The following is a 24150-nucleotide window of genomic DNA, read 5'->3' as shown; positions in this document are numbered from 1 at the left end:
GGAAGCACCGATGCCGAAGCCCACGAAAGCCTGGTCCGAACTCCACAGAGAAGGAATGGGCCCCACTCAAGAAGCCTTCCTCGACCTCGTTCGCAGCACAACGGACTCCCAGCACTACTGCCAGAACATCGTCTGGGGCAATCTGCAGACGCCAGACTACGTACGCGCCATGCTGAAGCTCGTCGTCGACTTCCACGGCTTTCCCGATGACATCGAAGCCGGAGTTGCCGCCCGGACAGCTCGGGCGGAACTCATCGGCCAGGACGGTCGCACCTATCACGTACTGCTCGGCGAGTCCGCGCTGCGCCGTAACGTCGGCGGGGTCCAAACCATGCGCGGGCAACTCGCACGCATTCTGCACTCGTTCGGCCTCCCAGGGCTCACGCTGGGCGTGATTCCCGAGCGAGCCCAGCTCGGCATCTACCCCGGCAACTCGTTCAGCCTCTTCGACGGCGCACGCGTCGAGATCGAGAACTACGGAGACACACCAACGATCACTGATGACGAGCAAGTCGCGATCTACAGCAGAGCTTTCGCAGTGCTCAAGCGCGATGCGCTCTACGGAGAGGAAGCGCGGGCCTTGGTTCAGGCCGAGCTAGACGAGTTGTAACAGAAAGCCACCCATCCGCGTTCCGTGCTGTGACAGGGGGTTGATCTTGCGTCAACCCCCGCCACCAGGCAGGCATGGAGGATTCGGGTGACGACCGCTTTGGCTTCTATCGCATCGGCGGAGGGCCACGCTTTCTGGCAGGAGTCCCTCTTCCAGTCGTGCGCCGTGCCCAAGCCCTCAGTGAAGGTGGAGGAAGCAGAGGCGACGGCGGAGCAGCCGCCGTCGCCGCCCCTGCCCAATGCTCCGGACGAGTCCGAGCCGGCCACCGAGGCCGAGCCGAAGCCGGACCTGTCCCACACGTGGGTCGTCGCCGCCGAGATCCAGGTCGAGCCTCGCATCGCGTCCATCGCCGACTTCCGGGGCTCCTTCAAGACGACCGCCGGGCAGCGCGTGGACGCCCTGGAGGTCTACTGCAAGGGATGCCGCCGCCCCTACGACGAGGTACGCGGCGACGACTGCGCCGCGAAGGTCGACAACACCCACCTCATCGGCGGCGACCAGACCAAGCGGGCCAAGCGCAAGCCCGGCCCGACCCCGCCCCCGAACTCGCGCATCATCCCCGGCGGCACGATCCAGCGGCGCGGAATCGGCGCCTACATGTCCGGCGTCAGCCGCCCCCGGTAGCCCCCACCCGCGAGGACGCGACACTAAGCGGGCCGCGCACCCATCGTGCGCGCCGTGAGCACACCGCCTGAGACACCCTCGCCTCGACGCATCGCCCGTGAGATCGCCGGACTCCTGCTGACGACCGTCGGCGTCCTCGTCGTGCTCGTCGTCCTGGGCGCCGTCCACCTCGTACTCGGCGTCACCGCGGCCGCGGCGGGAACGCTCGTCTCCTACCGCCTGGTGGGGCCACCCAAAAACCGCGGGCCGCTCCTCCTGTCCCTGGCCAGCACCGCGGTCGCCAACGCCTCCGCCGTCGCCCTCACCTTCATGTACTTCCCGCTCCTTGGTTGGGCCGAAATCGGCACGGCCATCGCGGTGACGGGCATATGGCTGGCCAGTGAGGGAGCCTGATGCCCCGCCAACTCTTCCCGGGGCTGCGCCGCCTGTTCGTGCCGCCGTCCGTCACCCCGCCCGTGGAGGAGAAGTCCGCCGGGGCGATCGGCAACTCGTACGTCTCCATGAGCTACGCGGGCACCACCACCGTGTGGGGCACCGAGAACCGGGCCGCAGGCTGGGATCTGGACCGCGTCATTCAGGAGGGATACGAGCGGTCGGTCTGGACGTTCAAGGCCGTTGAGGCGATCTCCAAGCACCCCGCCGCACTCGACATCGAGATCGGCCGCGGCGGCGACTCCCGCCAGTTCGCGGAGACTCTCACCGACCACCCACTGCTGCACGTCCTCAACGTGAAGTCGAACCCTCTCGAGCGCGCCAGCGTCTTCAAGAAGCGGCTCGCCGCGCAGCTCCTGCTGTCGAAGAAGGGTGCGTTCGTCGAGATCACCCGCACCCGTGCGGGCACCATCACCCGCCTCGACCTGCTGCCGCCCGACCGGGTCCAGCCGATCCCGGACCCGCACGGCGACTACGTCTCTCACTTCGAGTTCACCACGTACGACGGACGAGTCCGCGAGCTCGACCCGAGCCGCGTCATCTGGATCCGCGACCCGCACCCCACCGACCCGTTCTGTGGCGTGACCCCGCTGGAAGCTGCCGGCCTCTCCGTCGACCTGGACGTCAAGGCGCGCACGTACAACATCGCTTTCATAGACAACGACGCGCGGCCCTCCGGGATCGTTGGCATCGACGTCGACGGACTCGACCAGCGCGAGATTGACCGCATTCAGCAGCGCCTGGCACCCGGCGCCGCGCAGGCTGGTGAAACCGTCGTGGTCGGCAGCGGGCCCGGCGGACTCAACTACGTCGACACCAGCACGCGGCCGCGCGACATGAACTACGAGACGCTGTCGAAGACCGCAAAGGACGAGATCCTCTCGGCGTTCGGCGTCCCGGAGAGCATCGTCGGCAACGCGAGCGAGCGGACGTACGCGAACGCCGACCGCGAAGAGTGGAACTTCTGGTCCCACACCATGCTGCCGCACCTGTCCCTCATCGCGACCTCGTTCGACCTGGACCTCGACGACGGATGGAAGCTGCGGTTCAACACCTCCGGCGTCGAGGCCCTGGAGTTCCCGCGCCGCCAGCGCCGCCAAGAGGCCCGCGAGGAGTGGAACGCCGGACTGATCACCGTGGACGAGTACCGGGAGATCGCCGGACGGGACCCGTTCGACGTCCCCCACACGCGCGCACTGTGGATCAGCCCGCAGAAGGCGCCCGTACCCGCCAACGAGCAGGACGCGGCCGCGCTCGGCGTCGCCCAGGACCCCTCCGCGGGCGCCATGCCCGGCGCCCCTGGAGGGCAGCCGCCCGCCCTCGCCCCGGCCGGAGGCGAGCAGCCGGGCACCGCGGCCGCAGACGTCGCCGCAGCCCGCGGCCAGGACCAGAGCGCCAGCGCGGCCGCCGACGTGGCAGCCGCGCGCGGTACCGCACCGGAGGCCGCGGTCGGCCCGGGCGGGGACAGCGCGGCCGCCGTCGTCGACCAGGCGCGCGCCAACATGCCGCTCACCCTGCCCGGCGACGCCGCTGACGACGTCGCCGCCGCGCGCACCACCCCCACCAGCGTGCCCGGCCCGGGCAACGCGGCCGCAGACGTGGAGGCCGCCCGCGTGGAACGCAAGGCCCACCCGGCAGACCAGGGCGACGGCTACGAGGTCACCGACGACGACTTTGACGGCCTGTCCATGGCCGTGGCCGCAGTTCTGACCGCGCTCCTCGCGCGGCAGGAGGGAGTCATCCTCGCCCGGCTCCGCGCCCCGAAGATCCGCAAGAACACGCGGTACTGGACGCCCGAGAACGACGACGACACCCGGCACGTCGACGCCGACCTCGATCCGGACCGCGTGGTCTCCTCCGCCCGTTGGGCCGAGGAGACCCACCAGACCCTGGCCCCGATCCTTCACCAGGCCGCCATGGCGACCGCCCGCAAGGTGCGCCAGTCCCTCACCGGCGCAGACGCCGTCCCCCCGGCCACGGCCGTTCTCGCCGCGCACGTCATCTCGTGGCACGCAGGCGAAGCCATGACCGCGCTGCTGAATGACCTGGCCGGGCACCTACTCGATGTGCAGCACGGCTCACCGGTCCTCAGCACCCTTGAGAACGCCGTGGAGTTCTTCTACCGCACCGAGGGGCCCCGCCTGGTGGAGCGGATGGCCGAGACGTGCGCCGTCGCGACCATCAACGGCGCCGCAGAGACAGCCGCGGAGGACGCCGGGCCCGCAGTCGTCCGCACCTGGATCACCCGCGGAGACGACCGCGTACGGCCCGCGCACAAGGCCCTGAACGGCCAGACGCTGCCCGCCGGTGCGCCCTACACCGTCGGCGGGGCCAGTCTGCGCTACCCCGGCGACCCGTTCGCCCCGATCGACCTCACCATCAACTGCCGCTGCCGACTGCACTACCGCACCGGCCTCACCGCCCTGGAGAACCCCTGATGTGGGCTGCCATCTGGATCGTCTGGTCCTGCTTGTTCGGCGCGTTCGAGACGATCGCGCTCGTCAACCGGCGTGAGGGAGACACCCTGTCGGAGAACTTCCGGCGCCTGTTCCACACCCGCACCTCGAAGGCGGGCCGCGCCGTGTTCGCCGTCGGCTGGTCGGGGTTCAGCGCATGGTTCTTGATCCACATCCTCACCGAGACCATGTGACCGCACGGCACGGGACTTGCCCAATTGTGCAAAAACGATCTTGAGGACCCGGCTTGCGCAATTGGGCAAGAATGATCTTGGTCGGGGATCTCGTCCCGCACCCCTGAGCAGCGCGCGACGCTAAACACCCCGGCGCCCCACCCTCCGCGCATGGTGAATCGCCCCACTGCACAGGCTGAGTCGCAGGACCTGAGTCGCGGACTCGAACTCAAGGTTTCCCGCAGGCCGTGGAACCCCTCCCTGCACCCGCGCGACAGCAAGGGACGGTTCATCGAAACCGGCGGCATCGCCCGCCTCTGGGCGGGCAACCTCGCCCGCGTCGTTCGCGCACTGCCCCGCGACCGCATCCTCGTCCAGGACCAGGCCCCGGACGGCACCTACACCGGCCGCAGGCACAGCACCAGCGCCCGCTGGGTCACCATGGTCGCCCGCCCCGACGGCAGCGCCCCCACCAAGAACCAGCAGAAGGTCGAGGAGGAGGACGCCCGCCGCGACGCCGACGACCGGCGCGGCCTGGGCCTGTCCCGCGACGACAGCGGCGACCCCGACACCTCCGACAACCCGCACAACGCCGACGACGAGGGCAACGCCATCGGCGACGACGACGGAGACGGCCCCGACGACGGCGACGACCAGGACGAACCCGAAGACGGCGACCACGACGTCGACATCACCGCACTGCCGAACCGGCAGGGCGCCGGCAGCTCCCGCTTCAAGGACACCGCGGCGGTACGCCAACACTTCCTGGCCCTCGCCCAGCAGCCCGGCGCGAACGCGACCGCACTGCGCCGCCTGGCCGGTGACGAGGACCTCCAGGTCGTCCTCGACGGCGGTCTCGTCACCACCCGCGACGACTCCAACGGCCTCTGGTACCTGACCGCGAGCGGTACCGGCGCCTACCTCGACGGCGACTTCGCCACCCGCCGGGAAGCCGAAGCCGCGGCCGCCGCCATCCACGCGAACGTCCGCAACGGCCACATCATGCCGGGCGAGCTCAACGAGCCGATCGACTTCTCCGACCCCAACCTCGCCACTGTCCTTGCCGGTTGGCGCTCCACCAAGAGCGAGGACGCCGGAGCGGCCATCACCCGCGCCATACAGGACTTCCGCGCCTCCCGCCCGGGCAACGACCAGCAGCGGACTCCGGCGCCTGCGGCTACCGCCCCGGCCGCCCCCACCCCGCAGCGCCCCGCGGACGACGCTGACATCCCGGAGTACGCACGCGCGGGCTTCACCCAGAGCGGGGAGACGGGCGCCCCCGAGCAGCCGCAGACGGACACCGAAGCGAACGGTCGGCCCGCTGGGGTGCCCGCGGACGCCGAACCCGTGGACGGTGTAGACGGCTACTGGTCTGCCTGGAACCAGGGCAACGTCACCGTGTACGGCCCGGACGGCACGCTCATCGGCCGCGTGGAAGGCAGCTACGAGGAGCGTCACGCCCGAGTCGACGGCGTCTACATCCCCATCGCCAACCAGCTCACCAACGCCGACCAAATCATCGCCCGCCACCACCTGGCCACCGTCGACCCGTCCAAGGCCGACCACGTGACCGTGGCGTGGACGACCCACAAGGGCAAGCGGATCATCGCGATCCGCGGCACGATCAAGAACGACGCCAAGGACGACAAGGCCGTCGGCGCCGGCGGCAAGCTGCCGTGGTCGGGCATGCAGAGCGCGCGCGTCACCACCGGCACATGGAAGCCGGAGACCCGCGACCGCAAGACCGCGGACATCCTCGCCGAGTTCGCCCGCCAGGGCCGCAACGTCCGCGTCGTCGACGAGGACGCCACCCCACAGGGCGAGACGCGCAACCCGGCCCAGCAGCTCGACGAGGACACCAAGAAGCTCCGCGCCATGTCCGAGGCGGACCTGGAGGGGCACCGCGAGAACCTGCAGCTCCACGTGCAGGCCGCCAAGCAGGCGGGGAAGCCGCAGCGCGAGCAGCGGGCGCGGGCCGCGCTGCAGAAGATCGAGGCGGAGATCGAGCGCCGCCGCGCCACTCAGGACGACGCCAACAAGCCGGGCACGAATGACTCCAGCGAGCCGCAGGCGCCGGAGCCCGCACAGTCCCCACAGGAGCGGGCCGCGGCGATGGGCGACAGCGAGCTCCGCGACGCGATCCGTGCTTCCGAGCGCGAGCGCGGCACGTACGGCAACCGTCGCGGCGAGGCGCTCAACGACGACGAGCGCGCCCTGTACGAGGACCGGCGCCGCCGCACCACAGAGTCCCTCAACGGCACCGACGCGCCCGAGGACCTGTCCGACGAGGACCTCTCCGCGCACATCAAGCGCCTGAACGCCGCCCGGGCCGCCCACAACCCGACGATGGGCCCCGGTCGCAGTGAAGACGACCTCGCCCCAGATCGCGACCTCTACAACGACCTCGGGAGCCGCCTGGAGACCGCCGAGCGGACACAGCAGCTCCGCAAGATCCGCAACATCGAGCAGCGCAAGCCCGTCCAAGACCTCACGGATGACGAGCTGAGTCGCGAGTTCGTCGGCCTGCCGATCAACATGCCGCGGTTGACGGCAGAGGAGCAGCGCCCGCTCAAGGCCCGCAACAGAGCGGTGTACGCGGAAAAGGAAAACCGCAAGGCCGACAAGTATCGCAACCGGCCCGACGTGGCTGGCATGGACGACGAGGCCCTGAACAAGGAATTCCTGGCCCTCAACAAGGACCGAAGCACGGTCCACGGTGTGTCCCGCGAGGCTCTCGACGAGCGCGTGAAGGCGGTCTTCGACGAGCAGAACCGGCGGGCCATGAAGGGCCGCGAGGCGAAGGTCCGCCGCGCAGAGACCAACGCGAGCCCGACCAGCACCTACACCGAAGCCGTTCATGTCGACGGCTCCCGATACGGCTCGATCACCTACCACGCCGTCGACAGCGCCGACCAGTACGGCTACAAGGCCGGATGGAACGCCAGCAAGGGCCGCAGCGGTTCGCGTCTGGGCGCGTACCCCACGCTGCCCGAGGCCCTGGCCGCGATCGTCGACGCGTACGACGGAGACCCGGACACCGAGCCGCAGCGCCTGTACGGCACACCGCGCGCGGTGTGGGTGCCGAAGATGTTCTTTGAGCTGTACCAGAGCAACCGGCGCGCGGACTCCTTCACCACGGCGAGCAAGGAGCGGCAGACCCTCTACAGCCTGTTCGCCAGCCACAAGTACGGCTGGTCGGACGGCACGAACCCGCTGACCGGGAAGTCCGGCAAGGGCGCCCGGCTGGAGATCCCCGAGGGCCTCCTCGCCGAACTGCAGCGGGTCTCCGAAGAGATGTCCCGGGAGATGATGCTGCGGTCCACCGACCGCGAGCTGGACTCCTCGGACCGCTCCAAGGCCCGCAGCCGACTGGCCTCCATCAACGCTGCGCTGCACACCATCGGCGCGAAGCGGGAGACCGTACGCAAGGATGGCGGCGACGACGACCTCAAGGTCATCTCCCGCGCAGACATGGAAGCGCAGCAGGCAGCCCTGCGTGCCGCGCTCGCAAACGACGACGAAGGGGCTGACGGTGAGCGTCTACAGCCAGGTGGCCAGGGACCACTGGACGAAGTACCGGCCGAAGGAACTGGCGGAGATGGCCGACCCGGAGAAGTTCTTCCTGAACAAGGGCAGGGAGATCGAGACGGCGATTCTGGTGGCCGAGGAGGCACTGGAGACGACCGTGCCGGCGGCGACGGAGTACGAGGACCGCGCCGGACAGATCAGGCAGATCAGGGCGACGGCAACGGATCAGGTGCTGCGGGAGCTGCTGCCGGAGCCGGAGCCGGAGACCGATCAGGCGCCGGAGCTGACGCCGGAGATGCGGGATCTGCAGGCGCTGCGCGACTCGGTGTACGACATGTAGCGCCGCGGTTCCGGCCGAACCCGGCCGACGCCGCGACGAAGGGCCCGGTGCAGCGCGCCGCGGCGAACGTCGAGGCGATCCGCGTCATGAAGCGGCTGGAGCGCGAGCAGCGCCCGGCCAACGACAAGGAGAAGCGCACCCTCGCCCGCTGGACCGGGTGGGGCTCGGTCCCGATCATGTTCGCGGCCGAGCCGCAGGAAAAGGAGCCGCGCTACCAGCAGGGCGGCGCCCGGCACGGCAAGTACGAGCAGGACCACGCCCGTTGGGCGGAGTACCGCGAGCTGCGCACCATGCTCAGCGACGAGCTGACACCCGTGGAGTGGCGGCAGGCATCGCGCGGCACCATGTCGATGCACTACACGCCGCAGCCCATCGCCGAGGCGATGTGGGACGGCCTCAAGGCGTTCGGCTTCGAGCGCGGCGAGGTCCTGGAGGCAGGCTCCGGCGCAGGAACCTTCTTCGGGGTGTCCCCGGAGGGCGCCCACCTCACCGGCATCGAGCTGGACCCGACGACCGCGCGCATCGCGCAGGCCATCTACCCCGACGCCAACGTCCTCAACGAGAACTTCGCGGAGACCGACGCCGAGCCGGGCACGTTCGATGTCGCCATCGGTAACGTCCCGTTCGCGTCCGTCCCCTTCGGCGACAAGCGGTACCCGGCCGAGTCCCTGCACAACGGGTTCATCACCAAGGAGTTGGCGCTCACCCGCCCGGGCGGCATCACCCTCCTGATCACCTCCCGGCACACCCTCGACTCCAAGGGCACCAAGGCCCGCCAGAAGATCGCCCAGTACGGCGACCTGGTCGGCGCCGTACGCCTGCCCGCCGGTGTCTTCAACGACGCCGGCACCAACGTCGTCACCGACGTCCTCGTGCTGCGCCGCCGCGCCGACGGCGACGAGCCCGGTGACCAGTCGTGGATCAACGCCCCCGAGCGGAAGATCGGCAGCCACCGCGAGAACGTCAACACCTACTTCACCGAGCACCCCGAGCACGTCCTCGGCGACCTGGCCGTGGAGTCGTCGCCGTACGGGCCGCGCCTGACCGTCAAGGGCAACCCGGGCAAGGCCGCCGAGCAGCTCCGTGACGCCCTCAAGCAGATCGCAGAGAAGGCCACCGCCGACGGCAACGGCTACGAGCCGCACCCCGACGGCGACGACCGGCCGCGCGTCGTGCTGCAGACCGCCCGCGAGAAGCACGCCAACGACTGGACGGGCCGCCTGTACGAGGGCGACGACGGCCAGCTCTACCAGCACGTCAACGGCGGCAACCCCGTCCCGGTGCAGCCCTCCGACGGCCGCACAGACCAGCTGCGTGCCCTCATGCAGCTCCGCGACGTCGCCGCTGAACTGCGCACCCTGGACCGGAAGAACGCCGAGGACGGGCGCGCCGAGAAGCTCCGCGCCCAGCTCGGCGACCTCCACACCGCGTACGTCAGCAAGTTCGGCCCCCTTTCCAAGCCCGGCCAGACCCGCACGCGGAAGACCGGCACGACACCGGAGGGCAAGGAGGAGCGCACCCCGACCGCGTTCGGATACTTCCGCTTCGACCCCGACGCCGGATCGGTCCTCGCGCTGGAGCGGTGGGACGCCGAGAAGGGCGAACCGGTCCTCTCCCGCGTCTTCACCGAGCGCGCGGCCGCCCGCCGCCAGCCGCTGGAGTCGACCGACGACCCCAAGACGGCGCTGTCCGCCGTCGTCGCCGCGCACGGCCGCGTCGACCTCCGCGAGATCGCCCGCCTGCTCAACACCACCCCGGACGCCGCCCTCCAGGCCCTGGGCAACGAGGTCTTCACCGACCCGGCGACGGGCCGTCTCGAGCTGGCCGGCGCCTACCTGTCCGGCGCGGTGCGCAACAAGCTCGCAGCCGCCCGCAAGGCCGCCGAGCGTGACCCCGCCTTCCAGGTCAACGTGGCCGCGCTCGAAGCAGTGCAGCCGCCCGAGCGGACCATCGGCGAGTTCACGCCGGAGATGGGCGCGCACTGGACACCGCCCGCGCTGGTGCAGGGCTTCCTGCGCGAGTACCTCGGCGACAAGACCCTCCATGTCGCCCACGACGAGCGGTACGGGTGGATCCTCCACACCGGCAAAGTCCCGCAGGCCAACAACGTCCTGTACGGCGTCGCCGCCGACCCGAAGAAGGGCACCAAGGGCCGCGCCGCCGTCGAGATCGCCCGCGCGCTCCTCGGTAACGGCTCGCTGACCGTTTACCGCGACGACAAGCAGAAGGACGTCGACGAGGAGACGTCCCGCCTGGTGCGGCAGAAGGCCGACCAGATGCGGTCGGAGTTCGCCAAGTACGCCACCGCGGACAGCGAGCGGCTCACCACGCTCACCAACGCCTACAACGGGATCATGAACGGGCACGTCGTCCGTTCGTACGACGGCATGAGCCCGTCCCTGGACGGCCTCACGCCCGACCGCACCCCGCACGCCTGGCAGCTCTCCGGCGCCGCCCGCATGCAGTTCGAACGGTCCGTCGTCCTCGCCCACGAAGTCGGTCTGGGCAAGACGGGCACGCTCGTCATGGGCACCCAGGCCCTCAAGTCGTCCGGGCAGATCGAGAAGCCGTTCGCGGTCGTCCCCGACCACCTCGCACAGCAGTGGTACGACGAAGCCCGCTTCCTGTACCCGAACGCCGACGTCCACCTGATCACCTCGGCGGACCTGGCCGACGGCCGCCGCGACGCCACCTTGGAGTGGCTGCGCGCCAACAAGGCCGACCTGGTCATCTTCACCGAGCCCGCGTTCGGCTCGATCAAGATGAGCCCCGAGGCTCAGGACGATTACGAGTTCCGCGAGCTGGAGGCGCTGCGCGAGCAGCTCGACCGGCAGTACGAGGACGCCAGCAACCCGGACCACCCGTTCATCGTCGCGAAGATCGAGCAGCGCATCGCGACGGTCCAGAACCGCATCAGCAAGAACGCCGCGCCGATGCGCACCCCGGGCGAAACGTACTGGGACGACCTCGGTTTCGACTACGCCGTCATCGATGAGGCGCACCGCTACAAGGGCGTCGGTTTCCGCTCCAAGGAGGGCGGCGGCGACCCGGCCACGATCCGCGGCATCGACCTGCACCAGAAGCTGACCGACCTCCACACCCGGCGCGGGGAGCGCGCCACGGTCACCCTGGCCACCGGCACGCCGCTGTCCAACTCGATCACCGAGCAGTACACAATGCTCGCCCTGGCCGCCCCGTGGATTCTCGACTCGTACAACGCGGGCGCCCCGGACCTGTGGGCCGCCACGTTCGGCCGCAAGACGCTGCGCGTGGAGAACGCGCCCGACGGCTCCGGCCTGCGGATTGTGGAGCGGTTCTCCGAGTTCCACAACCGGCGCGCCATGAAGACGATGTGGGGCCTGGTCGCCGACACCAAGCGTGCCGACGACGTCGGTATCCCGCGCCCCAAGGTGAAGGGCGGCGGCCCGAACCTGATCCTGGTCGGCGCGACCAAGGACCAGACGGCCCGTTTGAAGGGGCTCGTCGGCCGCGGCCGTGCCATCCACGAGGGCAAGCCGAAGGCGATCCGCAACCGCAAGGGGGCGATGGTCGACGACAACATGCTCACGGTGTCCAACGAGGGCACCTCTGTGGCCCTGGACCCGCGGCTCATCGACCCGAAGGCCCCGGCGGGCAACAAGCTCAAGGCCGTCGCCGACAAGCACGTTGAGCGCTACCACCAGCACAAGGACCGCGTCTACAAGACGTACTACGGCAGCGACGAGGACCACCCGGTGACCGGCGCCCTGCAGATGGTCTTCCTGAACGAGGGTGTGCCCGGCGGCGACAACAAGGGCGGCTTCGACGCGTACGCCGAACTCAAGCGGCAGATGGTTGCGGGCGGCATCCCTGCCGAGAAGATCGCGTTCGTCCAGGACGTCAAGAAGAAGGGCAAGCCCGAAGAGGTCGCGGAGCTGTTCCGCAAGGCCCGCGACGGCGAGATAGCCGTCCTCATCGGTTCCAGCAGCGTCGCCGGTACCGGTATGAACGCGCAGAACCGCATGGTCAGCCTCACGCACGTTGACCTCGACTGGGGCGCCGCGCAGATGGAGCAGCGCAACGGCCGCGTCCTGCGCTACGGCAACCAGAACGCCGAAGTCGAGATCGACATCTTCGCCACCAAGGGCTCCCTGGACGGCTGGAAGGCGGGATTCGTCGCGTCCAAGGCCGAGGGCCTGGTCGACATCCAGCGCCCGGAGATGGCCGACAGCGACACCCGCGACACCGTCACCGAACTCGACGTCGACTACCCCGACTACGAAACGATGGAAGCCGAGATCGGCGGCAACCCCTACATGAGCCAGCTCATGAAGGCCCGCCGCAGCCTCCGCGACCTGGAGATCGACCAGCACAACGAGGCCGCCGAACGCGTCCGCCGCGCCGAAACCCTCACCGAGCTGCAGCACCGCCTCAAGGCCACCCGCGAAGCCATCGCGCTACGCGAGGAGGTAATGCCCCGTATCCAGGATGTGCGCGGCAACTTCACCATGACCATGGGCGGCTTGCCGTACCGGGACCGCGGGGACGCCGGCAAGGCGCTGCACCGGCAGGTCGCCACCGCACTGCTGGAGCACAACCGCGACGGCATGGGCGACAGCAAAGTCATCGGCATGTTCGGCGGCCTGGACGTCGAAGTGCGCACCGAGCGCCGGGCCGACGGCACGCTCGTCGCCCACGTCGGCTTCCGTGACCTGGCCCGCAGCGACTTCGAGCGCACCCCGGAGGACCTGAAGAAGAAGGGCGTCGGCGCGGGCATGATCACCCGCCTGGAGAACGCCCTGCAGAAGGCCCCGGATCTGCAGGCAGCCGACCGCGACAGCCTGCCCGGCCTCGACGAAGAGATAGCCCTGCTGCAGACCGCCCAGGCGAGCGCAGACCTCACGCCGCAGATCCAGCACGCCCGGGCCCGCGCGAACCTCCTCGACGACGTCGTCGGCAAGATCGCCGACCTCGACAAGCTGCCCGAGATCGACGAGAGCGAACTCGACAAGAAGCTCAAGCCCAGTGAGCGCGCCAAGATCGTGGCCGATCGTCGCGAGGAGCGCATCCCGCTGCAGGCCGCGGTCGGCGCCGCCAAGCTGCGCCTGGAGCAGTTCGACGAGAAGTTCCCCGCCCCCGAGCGCGCCGAGAAGCCGCAGCAGGACTGGGACGAGAACGGCGACCAGGACCGTGTGCAGCTCTCCGCCGATGAGGTCGCCCAGACCCTCGACGAGATCCGCCCCGGCGACGCCACGACCGGTGAAGCCGCCCCCGACGGCGGGGACTTGGACGAGGAGCAGGAGCCGCCCGCCACCCCCGCCGACGCGGAGGCGAACGTCGACGATGAGGACACGGTCCACCTCACCCAGGACGAGGTGAACGACACCCTCGCAGGGATTCAGCCGAACCCCGTCGACGACAACGTGACCCCGGCCGCCCCGGCGAAGCCGAACAAGGACGAGGAGCAGACGCCGCAGGCCGACGGGTCCCAGGACGGCGGCAGCGACGAGCCGCCGGCCGACGCCCCGAACACAGCGGCGGCGGACGACGGGGGCGAGAACGAAACCGACGGCGCCACGGACGGCGAGGAAGACGGCGGCACGCTCACCCTCGACCAGGACGACGTCGCCCAGCAGCTCGACGCGATCCGCCCCGAAGGCGTCAAGGCGCCGACCGCCATGTCCGACCAGGAGATCGCCGACGAGATCGTCTCCCTGATGGAGCGGGAGATGGCCGACGGCGAGCTGACCGGCGCCGACCGCACCCGCATGGCAGTCCTGGAAGCGGAGAAGGACCGCCGCGCCGGACGTACGCCGAAGGCGGAGCCGAAGAAGCCCGCCCCGGCCGAGCCCGAGGGCGGCCTGTTCGACGTCGACGAACCGGAGCAGGCTCCGCAGGTCGTCGACCCGAACAACCCCCTGGACCAGCCCGACGACGAGTTCGGCACGCCCGACATGTTCGCCGACCACGAAGGCCGTGACACCAGCCGTCTACGCCCCGTGGACATGCGCAACCCCGCCGAACTCGCCGAGGGCGACCGGTACATCGACGCGGAGGGCCGCACGCACACCGTGGCCGAGCCGCCGAAGATGACCGGCCGCGGCCGCGTCCGCATCGTCACCGAGGACGGCGAGGAGCGGTTCTACAGCCGCGACGCCGAGCTCCGCCTCCGCCACCCCGACGAGGACGTCAACGACGACGACAACGAGGCGGCCCCGCAGCTCGGCGACGACAACGACCAGGACAACGAGCCGGGCGCCCCGGACGTCCAGAACGACGACACCGAAGGCGACCGCGAGGAGCAGGAGAACCAGGACGACGAGCAGCGAGACGACGACGGACGCCGCGGCCGCGACCTGGACGCCGACGGTGCGGCACCCGACGAAGCCCCCGAAGGGGCCGACGGAGGCCCGCAGACCCCGGACGCGGACGGCGGCCAAGGCGAAGGCGCCAGCGACGCCCAGGACGGAAACAACGACGGCGAGCAGGGCAACGCGCCGGGCGCCGACACCGACGAGCCCGACGCGGACGAGCCCGACAACGAGGAGGACGAGGACGACCGGAAGCGCCGGCGCCGTCGTCGCCGCCGTGGTGGAGACAACGGTGGCCCCGGCGGACCCGGCGGCCCGGGCATGCCCGGCCTCGACCTGCCCCACCTCCCCGACCTGAACAACGAAGCCCCCAGCGGCGACGGAGACGGCGGAGAGCGCGGCGACGGACGCACCGGCGGTGACCGCGACGGCCACCGCAAGCCGATCCGGAGCATGGACGAGCTGCGCCAGTCGTGGCGCAACGGCGACCGGCTGACCAACGACGAGAACACGCCCGCGCGGCGCGCCTTCCTTGCCGCCCTCGCCGACAACCCCACCCTCACCCTGTCCACGGGCGGCGGCCTGATCACCTGGACCGACGACCCCGGAGACACCCCTGACGGCATGCGCACCTGGCAGTTCGCGCAGGCCCGCAACGGCGGCCGCTTCGGCAACATCACGCTCACCGCCCGCGACAGCGAGCAGGCCCGCGAGCTCGCCGACCTGTTCGAGCTGACCCCCGACGCCAACGGGCACGCCATCGACTGGAACGAGCCCCTGTCCGCGGACACGCTCGACCAGTGGCGCGACTCCGACGGCCGCCCCCTGCCCAAGGCCCTGCGCTCGACCCGCGACCTGTTCCAGGGCGACAGCGACCAGGACACGGAGCCGCAGGCCCCCACCGCCCCGCAGCCCGAAGCCCTGCCGGACGACCTGACCGCCCTGAGCGACGACGAACTCGCCGCCGCCTGGGGCCGCGGACTGTCCCCCGAGGACCAGGAGCGTGCCGTCGCCGAGATGGACCGGCGTGACGCCGTCGACCAGCGTGTCCGCGACGCCATCCCCGCCACCCCCGCGGCCAGCGCCGCAGAGGTCGAGGCCCGCGGCAAGGCCATGGACGCCGCCCTCGGCTTCGGCGACGCCGACGTCACCCGCCGCCCGCAGACCGAAGAGGAGCGGATGCAGCGGGAGTTCCAGGACTTCGACGAGGCCCGCTACTCCGCTGCGATCGATGCGACCAACGGCTACTTCTTCTCCCGCAACAGCCGGAGCCTGCCGCCCGTCGACGAGCGTGACCTGTTCTCCGGCGGCACCCTGTCCCGGTTCGGCCGCTGGAAGCAGTACGCCAGCGAAGAGTTGATCGAGTGGTACGACAACAACGGCGGCCGCATCACCTACAACCAGTTCAAGCAGCAGCGCCGCCACCAGAAGCGCATCGAGCAGCACGAGTACGCGGAGCAGCAGAAGCAGCAGGCCGCGAACGCCGCCGCACCGGACGCCGCGCCCCAGGCCGACGAAGGCGAGCGGGACCCGAACGCGCCCCGGTTCGCCAACCTGGACGCCGTACGCGACCACCTGCGTGCCGGGCAGCTCGACGAGCAGGGCACCAGCGGCGTACAGCGCACCGACGCCCCCAACGCGGAAGAACTCCAGGCCATCGCCGACGACAAGAACACCCGCCTGTCCAAGGGCGGCCGCCTGCTCATCTACCCCAACGACGCCGCCCGCAACGGCGCCGAGTACAACCGCCGCTTCCGCATCGCCGCCCCGGGCAACATGCTCCCGGTCGTCCACGACAACCTGGAGGGCTTCGGCACCCAGAAGCAGGCACTGAGGGCCGCGAACGCCCTGGTGGAGCACGTCCGCGACGCCGAGGGACAGCCGTTCCCGTGGGACGCGCCGGACGCGGCAGAGCGCGCCCGCGCCTTCCGCGGCCCGAACGGCGAGACCCTCGCGGACACCATCACCCGCGTTCTGACCGAGCACGCCCCCAACGAAGGCCAGTGGGGTTACTCGCAAGACCGCGCCCGCGAGCGTGAAGCGTGGCGTCAGCAGGCCGACGAATGGCACCGGCAGCAGGAAGCCGACGGGTACACGGTCGTCGCCGACCCCAACGACCTGCAGCCCGGCGACGAAGTCACCCACCCCACCGTCATCCGCCCCGACGGCTTCCAGCCGGGCCCAAACCCCATCGGCACCAACCGCGCCACCATCACCGAAGGCGACCGGTACCGGCACGCCCCGGTCGGCATCCAGGCCCTCGGCTCGCAGGACCACGACAGCTACCGCGCCCGCGGCATGCAGACCGCCCCGGACGGGCAGACCCGGCCGACCCGCGAAGTCCGCCCCGCGCTCGGCGTCGTCCGGCGCAAGCCGCGCCCCGACGAGCTGCCCGACGACGAGCAGCGCACCCGCCCGGGCCCGTCCGGGCAGCCGGACACGGCCGCCCCGCAGACGGACACGCCCGCGCCCACCCCGGAGCCGGCCGCCGACCAAGACGAGCCCACCCCGCAGGTGGCCGAGCCGGAGACACGGCCCGAGCCGGAGCCCATCGGCGGACAGCCCGCCCACTGGGCCGCCGTCGGCGACCTCCAGCAGGGCGACATGGCCCGCATCGACGGCACCACCCGCCGCGGCCGCGCCGTCACCCGCGCCGGGTACGTCCTCACCGCGCCCGAGACCGTGTCCGTGACCCGCCGGGGCCGCACCGAGGACATGCTGCGCACAACAATCAGCGAGAGCCCCGACGGCCGCAGCGGTGACCGCGGTGTCGTCTACACGCCGCTCAACGCGTCGGCCGCGCGCGCCGAAGCACCGGACACCGACGCGCCCACCACGCTGCCCACCGGAGCACAGGGCGCCGTCATCGACGGCAACCTGCCCGACCGCATCGCCACGGACACCCGCGGCCGCGGCCTGTTCCCCGGCACCAACGTCACCGGCAGCGGCGACCGCCAGGGCACCGTCACCGGCGTCACCGACACGACCGTGTCCATCCGCTGGGCCGACGGCGACACCGACAACGGGATCGCGCCCGCCTCCCTCACCGCCGACGACACCACCGACCTGCGGCCCGCCGGGTGGACGGCCACCGGCCAGCGCATCCGGCCCGGCTCGCTCGTCGCCAACGAGAACGGCACCCTCGGCGCGGTCGACGAGGTCGACGGCGACCGCGTCACCATCTCCACCGGAACCGGCCCGCAGACCCACGACGCCTCACGGCTGCGCGTCGTCGGCGAAGTCCGTGACGAGACCCCGCAGACCGAACCCGTCACCGGCATCAGCGACCAGACCGCCGGCCAGATCGCCAAGGGCGACGTCGTCGTACTGGACATCGACGGAACCCCGACGACGGTCGAGATCCTGGACGTCACCCGCGACGGTGACCGCACCACCTTCGAGTACGTCGACACGACCACCGGTCTCGTGGGCGGCATCGACATGGACAGCTCCGCGGTCGTGCACAAGGCCGAGGGCGCTGACGGCAAGGCGCCGGAACTCGGCCCCGAGGACGCCCCGGCCCCGGCCGACGACATGACGGTCCAGGAGCCGGTGCAGCCGATCGACCCCGTCGACGAGCCCACCATCACCCCCGACCTGACGCCGGGCGACCGGGACGCCATCGCCGACAACGGCCAGGGCCCCGAAGACGACCCGGACGCCCAGCAGGCCGCCGCCCGCATCAACGAGGACCTGCCAGTCACCGCACCCCAGGCCGCCGCGCTCGCCGCCCAGCTCCGCGCGAACGCCGACCCGGCAACCCTGGAAGGGCGAGCCGCGCTGCGCGCCGCCACGCACCTCGACCAGGCCGCCGGACAGCCCCCGGCCGTGGACGGCTTCGACCACCCGCGCCCCTCCAACGCCGCACAGATCGGCGAGGGCGACGTCATCGCGATGCCCGACGAGCGCCGCGGCGACGAGATCCGCGTCTTCCGCGTCATCGACGTCGAAGAGGGCCCGGGCGGCGTACGCAGCCTCCTCCTGGAGGACGAGGACAAGCAGTGGAAGCGGAGGATCGTGCACGGCGCGATGCCCGTGTGGCAGCTCCCCGAGCCCGCCCCGCAGGCCCCGGCCGCACCCGACGCCGACGACGCCCCGGACGCCCCACAGGCTCCGGCCGCGCCGACGATGCCGGTCACACAAGTCCGCCCGGGCAGCCTCAAGGTCGGGGACGTCATCGACGCCCCCACCTCCCGCGCCGGATACGCGTTCAACGGGCACCGCCGACTGACGATCATCGCCGAGCCACGCCGCAACGGCTGGTGGATGCAGCTCACCGGTATCGACGACGACGGCAACGTGCATGACTTCGGCCTGCACAACGGGCGGGACGTCAACGTGTACGAGCGGAACCGGCCCACCCCGGCCCTACCGCCGACCGGCACGCCCGACGGCCGCGACCCCAACCCGACCCCGCAGAGCGTCGCCGACCAGCTCGTCGACGGGCACGCCCGCACCGTCGCCACCCGCATCATCGACAACGCGATCCAGGGCACCGACCCCGCCGGGGACATCCACGCCCTGCGCGAGCAGATCGCCCAGCGCCTCACCCCCGAGGCGCTGCGCGACGCCCGCAACAGCGCCCGGCAGGAGGCCCTCGACGCGCTCGACGCCGCCGAAATCACCGGCGCCGACCGGGACGCCGCGAAGCGGGCCCTGCGGCAGAAGCGGGACGAGGCCCAAGTCGCGACGGTGCGCGCCGCACTGCGCACCATCAACGACCTGGAGCCGCTGCCCGGGGAGAGCGACGAGGAACTCGCCGCCCGAGCCCGGGACCTGCTCCAGCTCATCCCCGACCACATCGCGGGCAACGCGCCGCAGCGTGACGGGGACGGCGACGTGACCCGTGCGGTCGCCGGGCACGCCGACGACGCGGTGAACGCACTCCTGCAGCAGCTCCAGGCCGCAGGCGTCGACCCGGGCGACGCCGAAGCGATCGTCCGCAACCTCATGGGACACATGGACGGCACCCGGCCGGCCACCGCCCGCCGGATCGCCCGCCGCGTCGCCGCCAACAACCCCGCCGCGGGACGCCAGCCCGGCCTCCTCGCCCGGATCATCGCCGCGCTCGTCCGACTCGCCAAGCGTCTCGGCCTGCTCCTCAAGGCCGCTGCCGAGAAGATCGCCGAGAAGTGGCGCGACGCCCGAGAGCGCCTGGCCAAGCTGCGTGCGTTCCTTGCCCGCGTCGTCCGCCGCATCGGGGACTGGCCGGAGTCCCGCCGTATGTCCCGGCTGCACCGCGCCCTCCACCTGCCGCAGACGGACGGCGAGACGCTGTCCGCCCGCATCGCGCACTGGGCGGAACTCCTCCCGGAGACCGGCCGGTTCGGTCAGGCACAGCGCCGCGTCACCTGGTGGCAGCCCACCACGTGGGCACAGCTCGCCGCCGGACGCCTGCCCGGGCGCAGCGACCGCATCCGCTGGGCGCCGGACCAGGCCGCAGACGGCGGCCCCGGCCTCACCGGTCTGCGGCACCTGGCCGCGCTCCGCGCCGCCGGTACGGACATCGACCAGGACGTGACGCGCCGTCTGGCAGACGCCCTGGGTCACGACTTCGGCGGCGACCCGCACGGCACCCTGCGCCACGCCGATGACTACCTGGCCACGGCGGAGCGACGACTGGTCAACCTGCAGGCCGCCCACCCGGCCGGCACAATCCCGGACCCGGAGATCGAGGTGGAGATCGAGGCCGCCCGCGCGGAGGCCGCGACCGCCCGCCGCGAGTGGGAGGACCTGCGCACCCGGTACGCGGCCGCGATCCCCGACGCGGTCGCCGCGACCCTCGCCGACGTCCGCGACCTCGGCCCCCAGGGCACCGCAGGGATCGTCTTCGGCCCCGGCGGCTCCCCGGACGCCGAGCGGGCCATACGGGACGTGCAGCAGGCCATCCCGCGCGCGTGGCTCGCCAACCGGGCCGGTCGCCGCCTGACCGCCGTGGAGGGCGACAGCGGCCGCTACGAGCCCGCCACGCGCCGCGCCACGGTCGCCGACCTCGGCGACGACGGACTCGGCACGGCCGCGCACGCCCTGGGCCAGCACCTGGCCGCGACAATGCCCGACCTGGACGCCGCACAGCGCGCCTGGTGGTTCACCCGCACCCACTCCGGCCGCCCCGGCGCCCGCCGCCCCGACGCGACGAGCCTGTCCCACCTGTTCGACCAGCGGCAGACACAGCCGGACAGAGGTGACAGCCTCGCCCGATCGCTGCAGGCCATGTTCAACGGCGACTGGTTCGAGGACGACGACATGCGTGCCTTCCTCCTCGGCCTGATGGCCACCCGATGAAGGAGACGCAGATGCAGTACACCGTGACCGGCCGGTTCGCCGACGGGTCCGCCTACCAGGTGCAGGTTGCCAGGGGCGCGGACCGGCCGGTCGTCGGCTCCGCCCGCGTGGCCGCCCTCGTCGCGCTCCATACAGGCGAACTGATTCCGCTCGCCCCCACGGGCCCGATGAAGCGGGTATCCGCAGATGATGAGAAGTCCGTTCTCGCCGTGCTGCACCGGCACACCGACGTCATCCACGTGACGTGAGGGCCCAAGTTGTCCTATTCCGCTGGCAGATGATGCCACTTCAGAGGCAGCGGACGATGTTGGCCGCAAGGGCGGCCACCGCACTATGGTTCGAGAACACACTTTCTCGGCGAGGAGAACGACCGTCGTGGCTGGAGCGAACCAGTGGATTACGGACGAGTGGCTGGCATATTGCCTGGTCTTCTCCAGCGAGCCTGATGCACAGTCCCTCTTGCTGCAGCTTGGGTGTGATGGAGCGAGCATCGAGCAGATTGACGACACTGAAGAGTTCGACGCGCTCCTCTACCAGGGCATGGATGAGCACGACGTGTGGAGCGCCGCCTTCGCCGGGACCTCAAGTGATTGGGCCTACTGCCTAGTTCCCCTCAGCGGCTCGCCGTTGAATGACGCGCGACTTCGCCGGGCATCGGCTCAGTCCAGCGTGATCTGCTACGCGAGCATGGGCGCGTTGTGTGTCTTCGAGTACTGGGAGAACGGGCGGAAGTTGACCGGGGCCGAGCTAATGGCTCCCCAGCGTCGACATGGTGAGGAACCGGATCGCTTGCTTGCGCCCATGGAGCGCGCTGGTTGTTTCGACGCCGAGGTAGGCGTGGACGAGCGCGGACGAGCGCTCTGCTTCGAGATCACCGGCGTCGAAATCCCTCTGCTGGTATCGGACGATGTCCTGTTTGCCGGTCGGATGCCTGCTCTCTACCGTGGGTCTGAGGGACCTTCTCCGTACGACGAGGGCTGAGCACGCGGCTGTGCCGCCACCGAGACCGTGGCGGCACAACACTGAAGAACTAGTGCACGTACAACCAGAACTTCTCGTCATCGAGGACACGTTGCCCCTGGTAGAAGGTCGACAGGGAGCCGCCCACAGATACGTTCTCGGCCAGCGGGACATGCCCGATCGTGCAGCGCTTGCTGGTAACCGAGCCGTAGTAGTAGACGACCCACTGGCCGTTCTCCTTGGCGGGCCGGATCTGGGCGCAGTCCTTTCCGGTGAGCTGGAGCTGGCCGCCGCTCTGATTGGTGGCCGCGAACGCGAATTCGTCGCAGGAGTCGGTCGGCACCACGTCCGGCATCGCCTTCCAGGTGCCGTCCTCGCAAATCTTCGCGCGGTTCTGGTCCCGGATCGTCGTATTCTTCTCCCGAGTGAGGGGCTGCCCCTTGCCCTGCCAGCCCCATTTGTCGATGAGGTTGTTCATCGACCAGGCGACGTTTGCGTGACCAGCGTGCGTGATGGCCATGTCGAGCGTGGGGATGTAGTTCGGGAACACGCAGCCCATCCTGGTTCCCGACCCGAAGTCGTTGTCGCATCGGATCTGCTGGGGGAACGCGAACCATGCCGGGTTGATCAGCACGGCGCCGGCCGCGTTGATGGTGATGGTGTTCTTGAAGCCGAACTTCTGCTGATTGATCCCGGATCCGGCCGCCCAGGTCAAGGTCGTGGCGCCATCGAGGACCTTGCCCACGCTGATGGGCTGGGATCCCGTCCACGCGTTGTCGCTGCTGGTGCAAGCTGAGGAGTCGCAAGTGGTTTGCCAGGCGGCCGTGAGCCCCGTAGCCGTTCCGGTCGCGGAGTCCTGACGCAGCGATACCTCGGAGTGCCACATGGAATCATTCGCCAGGAGCGTCACGTCTTGAATGGCGGTGAAGCTCGCGGTGCCGGTCACCTTGCCGGTCTTGGTGTCGATGACCTCGTAGCTGACCTTGGTGTTCACGCAGCCGGTGAACCGGTCATAGAAGTACAGGTTCGGCGAGGTGTCGCACGCGCCCACCGCGTTCTGGAGCTGCGGCGGCGCGGTAGTTGCCTTCACCGTCGTTTCCGGAACCGGTTTTGCGTCTCGGAGACAGAAGATTTCGTCTTCGCCGGTGCGCGCAACGGAGCTGAGCATGCTGGGCGTTACGTCGTCACAGGTCTGCCCTGCGAGTTCCACGCCCGCCCCCTCCGCCGGGCGGGGCGCCTGACCGGCGGAGCTCGGCACGGTCTCGCGCACCTGCGCCGCGACCGGCGCGGCGGACGACTCTTGCACTGTGGCAGCGAGCAGGGACAGCGCCCCCAGCGCGGAAAACGCCATCGCGGTCAACCTTTGCCACGATCTCTTTCGGTTGTTCTGTATCACGAAGTCTGTTTCCTCTCTGGCCTCGTTGGCGCCGAGGCCTCACCAGAGGGGAACGGTATGTACGGAATCGGCAGATCCATTTAGTTTTGTTGCTGGCCTGGCCAGAAAGCGCTTGCCGCCCGACAGGCACGCAGGGAGTCGACGCGCACAGCGATGTGCAGGTAAAGCGCATATGCGTGAGGATTACCATCCCGGCAAAGTCGCGGAGCGTGGCCAACCTAGCCACAGGTGTGCACTTGGCTGAATTCGACGACCGAAAAGCTGAACGGGCCTGCCGTCCGTCGAGGCGATCGCTGCGACCGGCGCGCTGAGGTGACAACACCGTCAGCACCGACGAGTACGAGCGGCGATCGGTCAAGGGGTCACCAGTGGGCTGAGGCGAGAACCCACGGATACATCTGGCTACCTGGACAGGACACAAGCCAGCCCAACAGTCACGCTCACGTCATGAGATACGGACTTGCCATCAAGGCGCTGCCCCAAGGCCGCAAGCCGTTCGGGGACGACAACGAGGACGAGCAGAACCCGGACGCCCCCGCAGCGGAGATCTCGGAGGATGTCCCGGAGCCGGGCGCCACCGAGGACGAACCGGCCGCGGACCTCGCGGCCGACCCGATGGCCGATCCGGCAGCCGACCCCACCGCCGAGTCGCCGCAGGAATCTCCCACCGAAGGGGCCGCGGACGAGGAGATGCCGGACGGCGACACCTCCGACGACTCGGCAGCCGCAGGCCCCCAGGACGATGCGCGCCCGTGGTCCGGCGACATGTACGACGAGGGTGACGAGACCGACCCGGCCAGCGCATTCGCCGCCTACAAGGGAGCAGCCGGGGAAGAGGCGTGGCTCGACCAGGCCCCGGACGGCACACTGACCGGATGGGTGCGCGACACTGGCGGCCAGGTCTGGCGCTACACCGACCCCGACGTCTGGGCCATGGACGTCGACGACGCGCAGATGACCCGCACGCACAGTCAAGCCGACGGCAGCAGCGGACAGGAGTCGGCAGCCGCCCACGGCGGACAGACGCCCCTGTTCCCGCCCGCCCCGCAGAGCTAG

General features: G+C 70.5%; 10 protein-coding genes. 9 read left to right on the top strand and 1 reads right to left on the bottom strand.

Annotated features, from left to right (window positions below; genetic code table 11):
* Positions 1-10: 10 nt before the first annotated feature.
* The 8 genes from B072_RS45205 (at position 11) to B072_RS0140985 (ending at position 21719) form a co-directional block, all read left to right on the top strand.
* Positions 11-610, top strand: a complete 600-nt coding sequence (locus tag B072_RS45205; protein ID WP_051127408.1) for a DUF5753 domain-containing protein — start codon at positions 11-13, stop codon at positions 608-610.
* Between the two features lie 87 nt (positions 611-697).
* Positions 698-1234 carry a hypothetical protein gene (locus B072_RS49550; protein WP_234019027.1) on the top strand — a complete coding sequence of 179 codons (537 nt, stop codon included), beginning with the start codon at positions 698-700 and terminating at the stop codon, positions 1232-1234.
* Between the two features lie 54 nt (positions 1235-1288).
* Entirely contained in the window at positions 1289-1627 is a 339-nt protein-coding gene (locus tag B072_RS0141010) for a hypothetical protein (RefSeq protein ID WP_158689310.1), read from the top strand.
* Complete coding sequence (locus B072_RS0141005) at positions 1627-4104, top strand: phage portal protein (protein ID WP_018535819.1); 2478 nt, start codon at positions 1627-1629, stop codon at positions 4102-4104. The genes B072_RS0141010 and B072_RS0141005 overlap by 1 nt, the downstream gene beginning before the upstream one ends.
* Positions 4104-4316, top strand: a complete 213-nt coding sequence (locus B072_RS0141000; protein ID WP_018535818.1) for a hypothetical protein — start codon at positions 4104-4106, stop codon at positions 4314-4316. Before B072_RS0141005 ends, B072_RS0141000 begins: the two co-directional genes overlap by 1 nt.
* Before the next feature lie 150 nt (positions 4317-4466).
* Positions 4467-20738 carry a hypothetical protein gene (locus B072_RS0140995; protein WP_018535817.1) on the top strand — a complete coding sequence of 5424 codons (16272 nt, stop codon included), beginning with the start codon at positions 4467-4469 and terminating at the stop codon, positions 20736-20738.
* 11 nt (positions 20739-20749) lie between these two features.
* The gene (locus B072_RS0140990) at positions 20750-20986 is read left to right on the top strand and encodes a hypothetical protein (RefSeq protein WP_043245662.1); all 237 of its coding nucleotides are present in this window, start codon (positions 20750-20752) and stop codon (positions 20984-20986) included.
* A 127-nt stretch (positions 20987-21113) separates the two neighbouring features.
* Complete coding sequence (locus B072_RS0140985) at positions 21114-21719, top strand: DUF6461 domain-containing protein (RefSeq protein WP_018535815.1); 606 nt, start codon at positions 21114-21116, stop codon at positions 21717-21719.
* 49 nt (positions 21720-21768) lie between these two features.
* On the opposite strand, the gene B072_RS0140980 is transcribed toward B072_RS0140985, so the two are convergent.
* Positions 21769-23049, bottom strand: coding sequence for a NucA/NucB deoxyribonuclease domain-containing protein (locus B072_RS0140980; RefSeq protein ID WP_158689309.1), 1281 nt, complete (start codon positions 23047-23049; stop codon positions 21769-21771).
* A gap of 492 nt (positions 23050-23541) precedes the next feature.
* Here B072_RS0140980 and B072_RS0140975 point away from each other — a divergent pair, with 492 nt between their 5' ends.
* Positions 23542-24150: a hypothetical protein gene (locus B072_RS0140975; RefSeq protein ID WP_018535813.1), complete on the top strand. Its 609-nt coding sequence runs from the start codon at positions 23542-23544 to the stop codon at positions 24148-24150.

It is taken from the genome of Streptomyces sp. HmicA12, assembly GCF_000373565.1.
Lineage (GTDB): Bacteria > Actinomycetota > Actinomycetes > Streptomycetales > Streptomycetaceae > Streptomyces.
This window is presented reverse-complemented; position numbering and strand designations above follow the sequence as displayed.

Coding starts and splice junctions, on each gene's coding strand:
- B072_RS45205 (WP_051127408.1), top strand. CDS start 11: ATGCCGAAGCCCACGAAAGCCTGGTCCGAACTCCACAGAGAAGGAATG.
- B072_RS0141005 (WP_018535819.1), top strand. CDS start 1,627: ATGCCCCGCCAACTCTTCCCGGGGCTGCGCCGCCTGTTCGTGCCGCCG.
- B072_RS0141000 (WP_018535818.1), top strand. CDS start 4,104: ATGTGGGCTGCCATCTGGATCGTCTGGTCCTGCTTGTTCGGCGCGTTC.
- B072_RS0140995 (WP_018535817.1), top strand. CDS start 4,467: ATGGTGAATCGCCCCACTGCACAGGCTGAGTCGCAGGACCTGAGTCGC.
- B072_RS0140990 (WP_043245662.1), top strand. CDS start 20,750: ATGCAGTACACCGTGACCGGCCGGTTCGCCGACGGGTCCGCCTACCAG.
- B072_RS0140980 (WP_158689309.1), bottom strand. CDS start 23,049: ATGGCGTTTTCCGCGCTGGGGGCGCTGTCCCTGCTCGCTGCCACAGTG.
- B072_RS0140975 (WP_018535813.1), top strand. CDS start 23,542: ATGAGATACGGACTTGCCATCAAGGCGCTGCCCCAAGGCCGCAAGCCG.